The sequence below is a fragment of the Carboxylicivirga taeanensis genome (genome assembly GCF_051851475.1).
Classification (GTDB): Bacteria; Bacteroidota; Bacteroidia; order Bacteroidales; family Marinilabiliaceae; genus Carboxylicivirga; species Carboxylicivirga taeanensis.
In genome coordinates this window covers 67,458-81,996 of record NZ_JBPUSJ010000014.1, presented here as the reverse complement: position 1 = coordinate 81,996, position 14,539 = coordinate 67,458, and the positions used below count along the sequence as shown (strand labels likewise).

Annotated in this window: 12 protein-coding genes; 7 read left to right on the top strand and 5 right to left on the bottom strand. The window is 40.3% G+C overall.

What is annotated here, in order from left to right; translation table 11 throughout:
- Positions 1-529 precede the first annotated feature (529 nt).
- On the bottom strand, positions 530-2,131 hold the full coding sequence (locus ACSX1H_RS16625) for a beta-N-acetylhexosaminidase (RefSeq protein ID WP_439185361.1): 1,602 nt from the start codon (positions 2,129-2,131) through the stop codon (positions 530-532).
- Positions 2,132-2,665: 534 nt separating this feature from the next.
- Here ACSX1H_RS16625 and ric point away from each other — a divergent pair.
- From ric to ACSX1H_RS16595, 6 genes are all read left to right on the top strand, one after another.
- Positions 2,666-3,379, top strand: coding sequence for an iron-sulfur cluster repair di-iron protein (gene ric, locus ACSX1H_RS16620; protein ID WP_439185360.1), 714 nt, complete (start codon positions 2,666-2,668; stop codon positions 3,377-3,379).
- Between the two features lie 4 nt (positions 3,380-3,383).
- Positions 3,384-3,824: an RrF2 family transcriptional regulator gene (locus ACSX1H_RS16615; protein ID WP_439185359.1), complete on the top strand. Its 441-nt coding sequence runs from the start codon at positions 3,384-3,386 to the stop codon at positions 3,822-3,824.
- A gap of 223 nt (positions 3,825-4,047) precedes the next feature.
- Positions 4,048-5,589 carry a PepSY-associated TM helix domain-containing protein gene (locus ACSX1H_RS16610; RefSeq protein WP_439185358.1) on the top strand — a complete coding sequence of 514 codons (1,542 nt, stop codon included), beginning with the start codon at positions 4,048-4,050 and terminating at the stop codon, positions 5,587-5,589.
- Between the two features lie 70 nt (positions 5,590-5,659).
- Positions 5,660-6,901, top strand: a complete 1,242-nt coding sequence (locus ACSX1H_RS16605; RefSeq protein ID WP_439185357.1) for a DUF438 domain-containing protein — start codon at positions 5,660-5,662, stop codon at positions 6,899-6,901.
- A 4-nt stretch (positions 6,902-6,905) separates the two neighbouring features.
- The gene (locus tag ACSX1H_RS16600; RefSeq protein WP_439185356.1) at positions 6,906-7,433 is read left to right on the top strand and encodes a DUF1858 domain-containing protein; all 528 of its coding nucleotides are present in this window, start codon (positions 6,906-6,908) and stop codon (positions 7,431-7,433) included.
- Between the two features lie 37 nt (positions 7,434-7,470).
- A complete protein-coding gene (locus ACSX1H_RS16595; protein WP_439185355.1) occupies positions 7,471-8,661 on the top strand; it encodes a PAS domain-containing protein in 1,191 nt (396 codons plus the stop codon).
- A 146-nt stretch (positions 8,662-8,807) separates the two neighbouring features.
- On the opposite strand, the gene ACSX1H_RS16590 is transcribed toward ACSX1H_RS16595, so the two are convergent.
- The 4 genes from ACSX1H_RS16590 to ACSX1H_RS16575 form a co-directional block, all read right to left on the bottom strand.
- Entirely contained in the window at positions 8,808-9,200 is a 393-nt protein-coding gene (locus ACSX1H_RS16590; protein WP_439185354.1) for a cupin domain-containing protein, read from the bottom strand.
- A gap of 180 nt (positions 9,201-9,380) precedes the next feature.
- Positions 9,381-10,769, bottom strand: coding sequence for an FAD-binding oxidoreductase (locus ACSX1H_RS16585; RefSeq protein WP_439185353.1), 1,389 nt, complete (start codon positions 10,767-10,769; stop codon positions 9,381-9,383).
- Between the two features lie 133 nt (positions 10,770-10,902).
- A complete protein-coding gene (locus ACSX1H_RS16580) occupies positions 10,903-12,003 on the bottom strand; it encodes a nickel-binding protein (RefSeq protein WP_439185352.1) in 1,101 nt (366 codons plus the stop codon).
- Between the two features lie 258 nt (positions 12,004-12,261).
- The gene (locus ACSX1H_RS16575) at positions 12,262-13,392 is read right to left on the bottom strand and encodes a carboxypeptidase-like regulatory domain-containing protein (protein WP_439185351.1); all 1,131 of its coding nucleotides are present in this window, start codon (positions 13,390-13,392) and stop codon (positions 12,262-12,264) included.
- Between the two features lie 255 nt (positions 13,393-13,647).
- Between ACSX1H_RS16575 and ACSX1H_RS16570 the strand changes: the two genes are divergently transcribed.
- Positions 13,648-14,367 (top strand): hypothetical protein, encoded by a 720-nt coding sequence (locus ACSX1H_RS16570; RefSeq protein WP_439185350.1) that lies wholly within the window; start codon positions 13,648-13,650, stop codon positions 14,365-14,367.
- The last annotated feature ends 172 nt before the right edge of the window (positions 14,368-14,539 follow it).

The following is a 14,539-nucleotide window of genomic DNA, read 5'->3' as shown; positions in this document are numbered from 1 at the left end:
TATAAAAATCCTTCTCATCTTACACCCGATAAAAGGGCACATCACTTTGCACAATCAATCAAAAATCTTAACAACAGGCACTGCGAACACTCATTTCGCGAGCTGTTCTTCCAACACTAGTAATTGAGACCTAAACGATGCTTTTCCAATTGGCACACCTGCCGACTTTTTAGTAGCAACAACTTATTAAGTCAACATCGATAGGAGGTGTATGAGAAGGGTTTTGTACAGCATGTAAAATTGATAACAAGCGCTCTAAAAACAGGATAAACACCGATGCAAGCACATCGAAGACCTACTGTCGTGCTGTTGCCTTATCAAGTAGAAGAATAATCATGGTTACTTTTAACTTACGAAACTGAAAAACAAAGCTGCACAAAAAAGGTCACAACTCGTCCTTATCATACAGCTACGTTTATCTTAACTGACTAAGCCCAGATTTAACTGGGCTTAGAAGGTATTTTATTTATATAGTCATTCTGCCGTTACTGCTCTAACTAAACGTCAGTCGGTAACAGTTTTAATCTACTTATTTTATTTGCTCCAAGGGAAAGTTAATCTCCTTTTCCGACCAGCGCTTGCTATATAATTTCAATCGATTAACAAAATTCAGATAATCTCCCGAACCAGACCACGCTACCTCAGCAAATGCAGCGATTCTTGGGAAAGTCTGATATTCAACATCCTGAGTTGTAGGAGTCCACTCCGACCACATTTGTGTTCCCATACCAATTATATTCTGATGATAGGCACTATCCAGTCCTTCAGGTATTGGGCTGAAAGCATAAATGCGACTCAGTGGCAGGCCTTCATAGGTATAATCTAAATAAGTTTCGGAATGGAGGGAATTCACAATCTCGTAACCCTTTTGAGCAGCATCTGTTATTAAAGGAATATCGCCACGCCAAAAGTGAATAACTGATTGTTTGGATAATTCTGTTTCAGCTTTATAGTCTTCGGCGTTTTCAAAATTATGAATATTTTGTCCCAAAATTTCGTTCCATCCCATCATACGCTTACCTTTCTTCTCCAAGTAAGCAGAAATTTCATTGGTAAACTTGATTTGCAAATCAGCCGGGGTTTTGAGCTCATGTTTTTTCATATAAGCCTGCACCTCATTTGAGTTTGTCCAGGCATCAAAAAGCACTTCATCGCCACCAATATGAATGACTTTTGCAGGAAATAATTCACAAACCTCATCCAATACATCATGCAAAAACTGAATAACCTTAGGATCAGTAACATTATAACTATCTTCAAGCTTTCCAAACCAGGTTGGTACGCTTTCCAATTGGCCGATAACGCCTAACCAGGGATAGGCTGCAATGGCAGCACTCGCATGACCTGGCATTTCAATCTCAGGGATAATCTCAATATTTCGGGCAGCTGCATAAGCAACAATTTCTTTAATCTCCTCTTGGGTGTAAAAACCTTCATGTGGCTTTCCATCATACACTTTACTGTCCCATTTTTTACCTTGATGATTAATCTGTGTACTGTCTCTGTATGCCCCAACAGACGTTAATTTAGGATATTTTTTAATCTCAATTCTCCAACCTGCGTCATCGGTAAGGTGCCAGTGCAGCTTATTAATTTTAAGAGCAGCCATTTCATCCAGCAAGCGCCTTACAAATGCTTTGCCCTTAAAATACCTGGACTCGTCCAGTAAATATGAGCGCCATCCGAAATTTGGAAAATCCGTAATCTCCACTGCCGGAAGTGAAATTTGATTATCAGCTTCAGATATAAGCTGTCGCAAGGATTGCATCCCATAGTATATCCCCTTTGGAGACTGACCAATGATTTTAATCTGCTTCTTCGTAACACTAAGGTGATAAGATTCTACACCATGATTGAACTGGTCATCAATTTCTGCAACTACAGGAAACTTTTTAGTGTTGTCAGTATTTTCAGGTAAGGCTTCATTCCATATAATCAGCTGTTCATTCAGCAATTCCGAAACCATTCCTAAATCTTCGTCAGATTGCAAAAAAAGTGGCTCTTCAATTATCACTTGTTTGCCTGTCGATTCCACCTCTTGTGGGTATGGTACAATATTAATAGCTATAGGGGCATTATCGCATGCCCAAAAAAGCGCACAAATTAATAAACAATAAATAGTATTATACATCTTTAATATTTTTAATATAAATTAATATAGTGTGGACTGACAAAAAAAGCAATTATTACCAAAAGCCAAACGTATAAGTTTAAATTTTAGTACAGAAAAGATAAAAGGAATGCCGGTATTTTTTAATAATGTAGACACTAACTCCTAAATTAATATCTAAACCATATAAACACTAGCTAGTACAGCAGTGCCATCCTAGGGGCATTACACTCTATTTAACTGATAGTTACAGCTTGAACAACTTCGGTTAGCCTTAAATTCTATAATTTATAAAATAATACTGAACTGTATAAGTAACTGCCAAAAGGTAAGTATTCGAATCATTTACTATGCACAATCAGAAGGTATTGATAATGTTTTATCCTCAATTTTAGATAGGAAAAACTTCTTGTGTGGAGACAGATAAAGACGAGATGTTGCCCTTCGAAAAGAAAATGCACAACTATTTTTTCATGATAAAATCAAAAGTATAAAAGGACTTTTATATCCCTTTATAAAATTATACTATATTTGCAGCAATTAAAAATGTCAATTATGGAACTAAATGGTAATACACGAGTAGGAGATATTGTGAAGGAGAACTTCCGTACGGCCCAATTGTTTGATAAAAACAAAATAGATTTCTGCTGTGGCGGAAGCATCAGCATTGAAGAAGCCTGCTCTAAAGCAGACATCGACACAAAAGGCTTAATTAGCGAACTAAAAATAATTCTGAGTTCTAACGATGCAGACACAGCATACATTAACGCACTTAATGCCGATGAACTGTGCGACTATATAGAAAAAAGGCATCACAGCTATGTAAGAGAACATATGCCCTTTTTGCTTCAGAAACTGGAAAAACTCTGCCAGGTGCACGGCGATAATCATACTGAACTCCACACCATAAAAGAATTATTTGAGGGGGCAACGAAGGATTTGAGCAATCACCTTATTAAGGAAGAGCAAGAACTTTTTCCATACATCAGGCTATTGGCAAAGAAAACATTGCCTCAGCATAAAATTGGTTTCATTTCGACCACCATCGACACTTTGGATAGCGAGCACCAAACTGAAGGAGATCGCTTTGCCGAGATAGCACGACTGTCAAATAACTATACGTGCCCGCCAGATGCGTGCAACACCTATCGCATCACTATTCAAACCTTGAAAGAATTTGAGCAAGATCTGCACAGGCACGTCCACCTGGAAAATAACATCCTGTTTTTGAAAGCACTTGAGCTTGAAAAGGAACTAACTAATTATTAAAACAATGCTGACAAAAAGTAGCGAATACGCAATCAGGGCTTTAATCTATGTTCAAATACGCAACTGGGAGCAAAAGCGCCCGGGAGTTGGCGAAATAGCGAACGAAATTGAAGCCCCTGAAGCCTTCTCAGCTAAAATACTGCAAACGCTAACCAGACATAAACTTCTGGAGTCAATGAAAGGGCGTGGTGGAGGCTTTTTCTTTTCGGAGAATGAGGAGCCCTTAACACTGTACAAAGTGATCCATGTAATGGAAGGCGATGCCTGTTTCCATAAATGTGGCATAGGGCTAAAAAACTGCACCGATAAGAACCCTTGTCCTTTACACGAACAATATAAAGTAGTAAGGGATGAATTTTACAGCATTGTTAAAAAAGAAACCGTTCAATCATTGGCCAAACGGATCATTGAGGGCGATGCCGTTTTGAACAGACTGATAAAGTAATTGAACATCAAGTGACACCTCGTACAAACCAAAGATACAGTTCGCTTTAACCGAATTGAGAAATAAGAATTGGGACGAAACTTTCAGAAAGCTTATTCCTTTGGTTTGTCAGGTTGCAATGGTATGTGCAATCAAATTACGTGAAGTCCGTTTCAGGTACCTCTGAAGCAGTAGAATACCAAAACGAATAACTAATGCCTTTAAGAACAAAATTACAGACAGCATGAACAAAAAAAATAAAGCAGCCAAACTGTATAAAAAACTCCATAAATGGCCCGGATTGATCATTTCTTTCCTTTTGCTTTATTACGCGGTAACGGGCATATTCATGAACCATCGCGAAACATTTTCAAATATTGATGTCCCGCGTAACTTGCTGCCCAAAGAATTCAACTACTCCAACTGGAACAATGGTGCCCTGAAAGGGAACCTCATCATCCAGCCCGATAGTATACTGATATATGGCAACGTTGGCGTGTGGGCATGCGACTCGTCCTTTCAACAGTACCATTCGCTCAATAGCGGGTTTCCAAAGGGTGCTGATAACCGAAAAATATTTGATTTACATCGCAGCAGCGACGGTCACCTGTATGCCGCCACACAATTTGGTCTGTATGCCTTTAACCAGCAAGTACAGGTCTGGCAAAAGCTGGAAATAAATACGGATATCAAACGCTTTGTTGCAGTAGAAAGTATTGATGATACAATATATGCCCTCAACCGCTCATACTTATTCAAAGGCCGTTCAGATGGTATTCATACTAACCTTGAGAAAATTGAGTTAGTCGAACCTCTTCATCACCAAAACCAGGTATCTCTATTCGAAACTATCTGGCAGTTGCATTCAGGCGAAATAATGGGCCTGCCGGGCAAGCTATTTGTCGACCTGCTGGGACTTATTACCATCTTTCTGTCCCTCTCTGGCATTGTCTATTTTCTTTTCCCCGGTTGGATAAAGAGAAGAAAAAAAGCAAACAGATCAGTGACCAAATTGGCACAGGTTAACCGCTGGTCGCTCAAATGGCACAATAAAACAGGTGCCTGGCTGTTTATTTGTCTCAGCCTCTTATTCTTTACCGGCATGTTTTTACGCCCGCCTCTTTTAATTGCCATTGCGTATTCTAAGGTGCCTCCCATCAAATGGTCTCACCTGGATCAAACAAATCCCTGGTACGATAAACTTCGGGATCTCAAATATAACCCTTCAAGCGAAAGCTTTATTTTGGCCACGTCAGACGGACTATTTCAAATGACAAGTACAGACCTAAGTCTGGAAAGATTTCGCATCCAACCTCCTGTAAGTGTGATGGGTATAAACGTACTTGAACCATACGATAGTGGCGCCTACCTCATTGGCTCTTTTAGTGGACTTTTCCTTTGGCATCCGGCACATCCACAAATACACAATTACATTACTGGCAGGGCTTATGTTGGAAACACAGGTGGCCGCCCAATAGGCGATTTTAAAATAACCGGACTGCTGAAAGGGGTGAATGGAGAACAATACCTGATTGATTACGATAAGGGAGCGCTGCCTTTATACCATAACGTTCCATTCGCACCTATGCCAGATAATATTCTCAAAACAGCACACATGTCACTGTGGAATCTGTCTCTGGAAATTCACACAGGTCGCTTTTTCAGGTTCATGCTTGGTAACTTCTACATCCTGTTGGTGCCATTATCCGGCTTAATAAGCATCATGGTCGTTATCAGTGGCTACCTGCTCTGGAAAAAACGATTTAAAAAGGTTAAATTGGGATAAGAAGCATTCTGAATAAAAGCCTGTTCCACAGGGTGATTAAAAGAATTGTAACCCATCAAACACTTTGATCATGAGCGAATTAATTAACAACTCAAAATATCGAAAAGAGCAGCTAAAAACTCTAATCCTAAAACTTCACGAAGGCGAATCGGCTGAAACAGTGCGAAACCAGCTCATCGAAACACTAAAGAGCATACCCTATGGCGAAGTGGTTGAGGTTGAACAAGAACTTATTCAGGAAGGACTGCCCGAGTCTGAAGTTCTGAAGCTTTGCGATATTCATGGATCGGTATTAGAAGGAAATGTTGACTTGACAAACGCTAAAGAAATACCTGACGGACATCCGGTTGATGTGTTTAAAAAAGAGAATATTGCCTTAAAAAAGGAGGCTGAAAAAGCTCAAAATCTCTTAAAGGCCATCAGCCAACTAACTGACAAAGAGTTTAAGCAATACCTACTAGTCCTTCAAGGTTCCTTCAATGCCCTGATGGATGTTGACAAGCACTACCAAAGAAAAGAATACCTGGTGTTTCCCTATCTTGAAAAGAATGAAATAACCGGCCCTCCCAAGATAATGTGGGGCAAACACGACGAAATAAGGGAACAATTAAAAGGATGTATCGAACTGTTAAAGCCCCCCGAATTAACTATTAGTGATTTAACAGATGCACTCCCGTTATTGTTCTTTCCAACCCTGCAGGCAATCATCGACATGGTACAAAAAGAGGAGGAAATTCTCTTCCCGATGAGTATGGATGTGCTCACTACCGAGGATTGGTGGAATATACACAACCAAACGCTGGAGTTTGGTTTTTGCCTCTACGATCCGGATGTAGAATGGCAGCCCGAAGGACTCAGTCGTGAAAAAATTGATGCCGGACTTACTACGGATGGTCATATTCAGCTGCCATCAGGAAGCTTTACTGCAAAAGAAGTTATGGCCATTTTAAATACAGTGCCTTTAGATATGACATTTGTAGACAAAAATGATAAAGTCAAGTACTTCACCCAAGGCAGCGAGCGAATTTTCGTTCGCAACCGTTCCATCATTAATCGTGATGTTCGCTTATGCCACCCACCTGGCAGCACGCATATTGTGGAACAGATACTGGAAGACTTCAAATCGGGCAAAGCTTCTCATGCGCCGTTCTGGATACAAATGAAAGGCAAGTTCATTAAAATTGAATATTTCGCTCTGCACGATGAAAACGGAGAATACCTGGGCACACTAGAAGTATCGCAGGATTTGACCGATAATCGGGCTTTAACGGGCGAGCGACGAATTCTTTCCTACACCGACAAAAAAGAATAGCACCATGGACCCATTAATAATTACACCTCGAACCAAAATATTTGATTTACTGGAAGCATATCCTCAACTGGAAGACTCACTAATTGCACTGGCGCCACCATTTAAAAAGCTCAAAAACCCGATACTGCGCAAAACCATTACCAAAGTTACCAGCTTATCGCAAGCAGCTGTTATAGGTGGCCTAAAGGTTGAGGAACTTATTAATAAACTGCGCACCGAGGTAGGTCAAGACACTACGACCATACAGGATGCAGAAACCAGTCACTATAACTGGCAAAAGCCAGATTGGTTTAGTGAAGACCATGTGCACCAGCAAATAGATATCAGCGATATGCTAAACAGCGGTGAACAACCTGTTCATGAAGTTATAGCAGCAATAAAAAAACTACCAGACGGGCAACTAATTAAAGTTAATACTCCATTTATTCCAGCCCCTCTGCTTGACAAAACAATTAGCCTAAAGGTGGCTCATTGGATTCAAAAAACCGATGAAAGTAACTACCACATCTTTTTTCTTTCTGCACAGAAGTAGGACTTATTCAAAACAAACACCTATCCATTAAAAGACTATGTCTGAATTTACTAACACGAAAAGCAAACGCCTCGAGAAACTAATGGAATTGGCCATGTTGCTGCAAGAAACAGGCAATGCGCATTCTTTTATAGAACAAAACAAGGCATTTATCCCCACTGTTATTCCGTCTGACTTTATAGCTCTTTTTGATGAAGTTATGCAAAAGGACTATGCCATAAAGGATGTCAAAGTATTAACCAACAAATTACTGAACATCTTCCATACCACTATTAGTGAATACAATCGCATAGCTCCAAATCGTCAGTCATTTTTGGGTATTCTTGAGCAAAACAACCTTGAAATGCAGGCGTTGCTTGACAGTATCCGCCCAATTTTTAAGCGCTTTGGGAAACAACCCGGTGATAAAAAACTTAGGCAGGAGCTGCTTCTGCTCTTTAGAAAACTTGAAGTATTTATACAACATTATACTATTAAGGAAAATGTGATGTTCCCAATCCTGGAATCAGCATGGCCTGATTACCGATGCCTCCAGATAATGTGGTCGTTTCACGACGATATTCGTCGAAACATTAAAGCTGTGATAGAGGCACTTAGCAACCCAAACATCGAACTCAAACTCTTTAACAGATGCGTAGGTGATATTTTTTTTAATATGCTGGCGATTAAGTTTAGAGAAGAGCGCATTTTATTTCCCCACATTCTTTCTACAATCGAAAAGGATCAACTGCAAGCAATGAACCATGAAGCTGCTAAGTTGGGCTATCCCTATTTTAAACCAGAATTAGAAACCGCTTCTTCTGTAACTTCACACCTCAAAGGAAAACAGATTAACCTGGGCACAGGCCTTGTAGATGCCGAGCAAATCCAACTTATTTTTAACCATCTTCCTGTGGACATTACCTTTGTAGATGAGCACAATAAAGTCTGTTATTTTTCATCACCCAAAAAAAGGATTTTCCCACGCACAACAGCCATTATCGGCCGCGAGGTCAATAATTGCCATCCACCAGAAAGCGTGCATGTGGTAGAACAAATAGTTGAAGCGTTTAGAAAAGGAGAAAAAGAGCAGGCCGATTTCTGGATTCGATTAAAGGGTGAATATGTTTTAATTCAATACTTTGCTCTTAGAAATCAGCAAGGCGAATACAAAGGAGTTATAGAGGTGTCGCAAGAGATAGGAGGCATTAAGGCTCTCCAGGGAGAAAGGCGCCTGCTCGACTGGTAATCCAATTCAGGTACTCAAATTATTCCCCTGCAACTACCCGCCTGAAATAACACCAACACGCCCCTTCTTCAATCCATTAATGAAGGATTAAAGAGAGACAGCCTGCTGGTATTCTGCATTTACTTAGTATGAACCGATGGATATTACTATACTGTCTGCGACATTTTATTGATGATATGCCCAATTACATGCGAATGTTCTTCTTGCGGACTAAACAATATCATATTTGATGTTTTAAGCGCAATAACAGTGTGTCCGGGCGGCCAATAAAACAAGTCACCACCAACCACTGTTTCTTCTGAGCCATCAGTGTAAACCACTTTAATTTCACCCTCCAACACATATCCCCAATGGGGGCATTGGCACTTATCGTCGTGCAACCCCGCCAGCAAGGGTGAAATATCAGTGCCTTCGTTAAGCGTAAAAAACTCGCCGCTGATCTTTCCATATCCACTTGCATCTCCAAAACCAGTTTTTTGTCGTGCTATAGCCGCCGGTGAATTAATTTTAACGGGAATATTTTCTTTTGCAATTTTCATAATGTTGTTGTTTAAAAATGAATGAATAATTGATTGAATTAAATTGTTCGGTTAAAAACCTCAGCAATTAGTTTAGCATTGTAAATACACCAACTCACAAAACACTATTACAACACAAGTAAACTGCCAACACATTTATTATCTGAGAAGTCCATCAATTCAGGCTATTAACCAAAACGATTAGGTTCTGATGTTTTGATTAACCCTAAATAAGTTCTTTGGATCGTATTTGTTCTTGATCTCCAACAGACGTGCATAGTTGTGCTGGTAGCTTGCCTGCACGCGCTCCTGCCCTTCTTCCATCATAAAGTTAGAGTAAGAACCTCCGGCTGAATGGGGATGTAAAGCCTCCCAGTAGGTCTTACACCAGCGGGTAATAGTATCCGCATTGGCAGGATCCGGATCAACCCCAACAATAACACCAGCGTATCTGGCATTCCGGTAGGCCCAAGGCGTTTCAGTTTTCCCAGGTTTGCTTGCTGCACCAGATAATGGGTACAGGTGCATTTGGGATAAGGGAGTTGGTATCCGGGCGCCAAACTTCCGGTGGGCAGCTCTTATCTCTTGCGTGAGATCGTTAAAGTAGTCCCCCCGCCAGTAAAACTGTAAACCAGTAGGCAATAAACCATCAAAAAGCGTTTGAATGGCCGGATAGGGCATCTCTCCAACCATTTCAAATACCGGTTTTTTAGCTCTTACCGGTTTGAATAAGTCATCAAACTCTTTGCTATTATTACCAGTGTAACACCAAACAATACCGCAAAACTGTTTATTGTGTAATTCTGCAGGAAAAGGATCTCCGGGAATAACCAAAGTGGCAATAAACCCATTAAGGTCTTCAGGCGCCTGATGTATAAAACCATCGTACCATTCCATTATTTCTTCGGTTTGTTCAATTGGCCAGAGTGTAGGACCACCAATAACCGATGAGAGCTGATGCGCCTGAAATTTAAATGATGTGACCACTCCAAAGTTACCGCCACCACCTCTAATGGCCCAAAACAAATCAGGATAGAGGTCTTGACTGGTAGTTATCAGTGAGCCATCTGCTAAAACCATATCAGCCTCTAACAAATTATCAATCGTCAAACCATATTTACGGCTTAAATAGCCAACTCCACCTCCCAGAGTCAGACCGCCGACCCCTGTTGTTGAAATAATTCCGGCCGGCACAGCCAGGCCATATGAATGCGTAACATGGTCGACTTCGCCCCATAAATTACCGCCTGCAACACGCACAGTATTATCTGTGGTATCCACTCTCACATTCTTTAGGTTCGATAAATCAATTACCAACCCATCATCACAAATACCAAGACCACCACCATTATGCCCACCTCCTCTCACTGCCAGTAGCAACTCATTATCTCTGGCAAAATTAACGGCAAGCTGCACGTCGGTCACATCCTGACAGTAAGCAATCATACCGGGATGCTTATCAATCATCGCGTTATACACCTTTCTGGCATGCTCATACCTGTCATCATCCGGACGGACAAGCAAGCCTCTTAATTTCGCCTTAAATTCCTCAATTTTTGACGGCTCCAAATTCTTTACGGAATTACACATGGCTTTATCCTTTTATTTGAAGGGCAAGGTATGACATAGAGACACAAAGTAACTAGTAAATTTAGTTCAAAGACTGGTAAAATTGTACCAAGGCCATGAATCGGTATCACTACAATCTTTTAATCAGAATACTTCAACGAGAGAATGAGTCAATATAGGCAGATGGGGAAATACCATAACGCCTTTTAAAGCACTTTGAAAAGTATGAGGGACTTCCAAATCCTGTTTCATAGGCAATTTCTGCTATGGTTTTAATGTGTTGTTCCATCAGTATCAAGGCGCGATACATCTTAAATTCCTTGAGTAATTCACTGGGGGACAAATCGGTAATGGTCGCCATGTTTCTATACAGCTGAGATTTACTAACACCCATCTTTTGGGCTAAATCGCTGATTGTAAACCCGGACAAATAAATTGAATCATTCAACACTTCGGTTAGCTGAATCAATAAACGTTCTTCTGCCAGGCTTAAAACTTTCAGATCATCAGCCAAAGTCTGGAACAACGCCTCTTCCTGCAAGCATTGCTCCTGAACAGAGTGAGATACCACTATTGCATTATGGCGGGAAATCATACAAAGATGTCTGGCCATGCTAATGTATTCCAGGAAAAAATGCTCCTGTCCATTAATTGCTTGATCACCGTACAGTCCAAATTTTAGTTCAATACACGTAGTCCCTTCCCTATACTTGTGAAGGAGTTCTTTACGAATAGCAACTGCACACTGAATGGCCTGCACTGCAGATGTAAATGAGCAAAGCAGCATTTTATCCTCTCTTGCAGCCACCTGACCATTAAAACTACCCAGTAATGATTTAATCAGATCCATCTCAGCCGCAGCAGGCAGTTGGAAACTATATTTAGTTGACGAGGCACCTATCACCTCCTGGCGCTCAATTTGAAATGCCATAATAATCCTGAAGATACTACCCTCGGCTATATCCGTCAGGTTTTCGGAATTTTTAATTCGCCCCAAAAAAGATTCTACCAGCTCACTATCTACTTCAATAATTTGATGGGGAATCAATCCATGAGCGTTCCGATGCAGTTCAATCACTGCCTTTTTGCTTGGTGCCTCAATCAGACAAAAAGCAGTCTGACGTTCCTCATCAAACCAATAGGTAAGCGCCTTGCATTCATACAGGTGTTGAATCTTCAAATCCTCCTGATGAGCTTCTGCTACGTCTTGAGCGGTAACACCCGGCAATTCGTGACGATCCATGTATATTGGCATAATCGGATTTTTGCAGTCTCATGACACTTGACAGGAAAGCGCCTGAATACCCTTATTTGAGAACCATGAGGTAATATAGCCAATTTTAAACACAAGGTAAAGTCTTGTTTTCGGGGTGCTGTTTATTTATGCATTGCCAAAAAACCATACAATAAAAGGCACTCTGTGTGATATGTCCCATCAAGCCTAAACATACAAAGCTCACTCATTGCCACTTACCGAATTAAAAATAAAATATAGCTCGACTATGCCATTTTACTATTGAAGCGGCAAAGTAAATCGCTGCCAAAAATCTTTATCCTGCTCCTTGTCAGTAAAAAATGTTTTTTGACCAACTTCACTTAACGGCAAATAATCGTAGACTATCCACTCGGCATCGATGCTTATTTTTTCACTTTTACCTGCATAGGAAATTTTACTTAATGCATACTTATTATCCGATGTCAGGCGGTAATCACTTATCACCGTGCAAGAATAGTGTTCATCGGCAACCTCGTCGCGATAGGCATCCCGACCGGCATGAAAAAACCCTTTTGAAGCAAAATGCAACTCATTTCTAACAACTGAATAATCCTTTTGCCGTAAGGTGATTGTTCCCTCATATTTTTGACAATAAGCATCCCCAGTTTTAGATAAATCAGGGTTATTCAGCTTATAGCGTATCACCCAAACCGAATCTCCATTTATCAGAGTTTCATCTATAAGCTCCAATTGATAGGCATTTACAAAATCCACATCCAGTACATTCCCCCTCTGACGCACCACATCAAAAGCCAACAAATCGCTGCCATAAAGCAAGCCTTCTTTCAAAGGCGTCACCTCAAAATCGCGTCGCACCTGCTCTGCCTTAAAATCGCGCGCTTCATAAGCCGCTGTTAGCGATCGATTGCCGTAGCCTTTCGCATCCGAATAAGCCACCACTACTTCTGTTTTGTTACCATTTACAACCTGATTGAGAAACACTTTGGCCGAATATGGTTTTTTATAGGAATCTCCGATAATGTTAGACGCTGTTTTTAAAATACCATACAAACGCTTCGAATCGGCTTTTACATCTACCTGCTGTATACCGTAAGTTTGTGAAAACAACTTAATATCACTGCCATTTAAAATATACAGCTCATCAACAGTAAACTCCTTTACTTTATATCCGACCGCAGAAATTTGCACCTTATGATTCGCAAAACTGTTATCGATTACCAACTCATAGTTCCCGCTGAAATCAGTGGCTGTACCCAAATAGGTGCCCACAACGCCAATATTTGCAAATTCAACAGGTTGATTCGTTTCAGCATCAACAACTCGTCCCTTGATTTCAATACTTTGAGCCTGAAGCCCAGTACTTATGACGAATAACACCAACAGCCAATTAACAGTTTTTAAGCGCATATCTTTACTTTTAATATTGCATTTTGAGACCTCAAGATAATATTATTTTTGCTTTTGGAAGATCAGACCAAGAAGATCTGAAACGATGATGACTAACAGAGATCGTTTATAGTTACAGAAGTCACACTCGAACAGCCTATTGGAAAGTATTTGACGTCCGTTTGTTGGATTAAAATTAAAGGCTTTAACATTTTTAATAGGAGTTATTACTGCATTTCATTTATATTTAAAGTCGAATCAATAAAAAAGATAGATATGACCAGAGTAATAGTTGTTTTAGCAGCAGTCATTTTGTCATTAAGTAGTTGTGTTGTTTCAAAAAAGAAATACGATGCGCTGCTGCATGAAAACAGTCAATTATCTAAAAATCTTGATGAAAAGACATCTGAAAGCCAGCAGTTGAAAAGTAACCTTGAAAATACCATCGCTGATTTCGAAAGCATGAAAGATGACTTTGGTAAAAGCAACGCGCTGAAGACAGATGAAATATCCGATTTAATGATAATGGTGACTCAGCTAAAGGATGAAAGTGAACAGTTAAATAAGAAACTCACCGAAACAGTCAGTAAATTTAAAGCGAAGGAAGCGGCCTCCTATACCGCCAATGAAGAGCTCAACAAAACGCTGCAAACCTTAGCAATTTTAAAACGTGATACAGCCAGCCTCAACTACTCACTACAGCAGGCTAAACAGCGCAACAAGCTGCTTCAGGATGAGTTAAGAGACTCACAAGAAAAAGTCACGGCCAGTGGAATGAAGCGCGTGGAACTGCAAAAACAACTGGATGCGCAAACCGCTCGCCTGAAAGATATGGAACGTCAGCTGGTGAAAAGCCAACAGAACATGTCGGAGGTTTCTTCAGCATTTATAGAACTACGGAAAGATCTTTTGAAAGCTAAAACCACCAATGAACCTTTAGACCCTAACAAAAGTAAGAAAGTAGATAAGGTAGCCAAACTTCTAGGTCACTACTAGTAAGCTGCGATACAATATTTTTAATGAGGGGCTGCCAAATTATTGGTGGCCTCTTTTTGATTGAATTAATAGCAGAAGAGCTGTTCGAAAAAATCCCATAACCACAAATAGCTAATAGCCCACATATAAAGCGCTAAGATGCACAAGCATTACTTGCGTTTCTTCGTGGTAA

Excerpts from the sequence above, each read along its gene's own strand:
- ACSX1H_RS16625 (WP_439185361.1), bottom strand. The coding sequence starts at position 2,131 with ATGTATAATACTATTTATTGTTTATTAATTTGTGCGCTTTTTTGGGCA.
- ric (WP_439185360.1), top strand. The coding sequence starts at position 2,666 with ATGGAACTAAATGGTAATACACGAGTAGGAGATATTGTGAAGGAGAAC.
- ACSX1H_RS16615 (WP_439185359.1), top strand. The coding sequence starts at position 3,384 with ATGCTGACAAAAAGTAGCGAATACGCAATCAGGGCTTTAATCTATGTT.
- ACSX1H_RS16610 (WP_439185358.1), top strand. The coding sequence starts at position 4,048 with ATGAACAAAAAAAATAAAGCAGCCAAACTGTATAAAAAACTCCATAAA.
- ACSX1H_RS16605 (WP_439185357.1), top strand. The coding sequence starts at position 5,660 with ATGAGCGAATTAATTAACAACTCAAAATATCGAAAAGAGCAGCTAAAA.
- ACSX1H_RS16600 (WP_439185356.1), top strand. The coding sequence starts at position 6,906 with ATGGACCCATTAATAATTACACCTCGAACCAAAATATTTGATTTACTG.
- ACSX1H_RS16595 (WP_439185355.1), top strand. The coding sequence starts at position 7,471 with ATGTCTGAATTTACTAACACGAAAAGCAAACGCCTCGAGAAACTAATG.
- ACSX1H_RS16590 (WP_439185354.1), bottom strand. The coding sequence starts at position 9,200 with ATGAAAATTGCAAAAGAAAATATTCCCGTTAAAATTAATTCACCGGCG.
- ACSX1H_RS16585 (WP_439185353.1), bottom strand. The coding sequence starts at position 10,769 with ATGTGTAATTCCGTAAAGAATTTGGAGCCGTCAAAAATTGAGGAATTT.
- ACSX1H_RS16580 (WP_439185352.1), bottom strand. The coding sequence starts at position 12,003 with ATGCCAATATACATGGATCGTCACGAATTGCCGGGTGTTACCGCTCAA.
- ACSX1H_RS16575 (WP_439185351.1), bottom strand. The coding sequence starts at position 13,392 with ATGCGCTTAAAAACTGTTAATTGGCTGTTGGTGTTATTCGTCATAAGT.
- ACSX1H_RS16570 (WP_439185350.1), top strand. The coding sequence starts at position 13,648 with ATGACCAGAGTAATAGTTGTTTTAGCAGCAGTCATTTTGTCATTAAGT.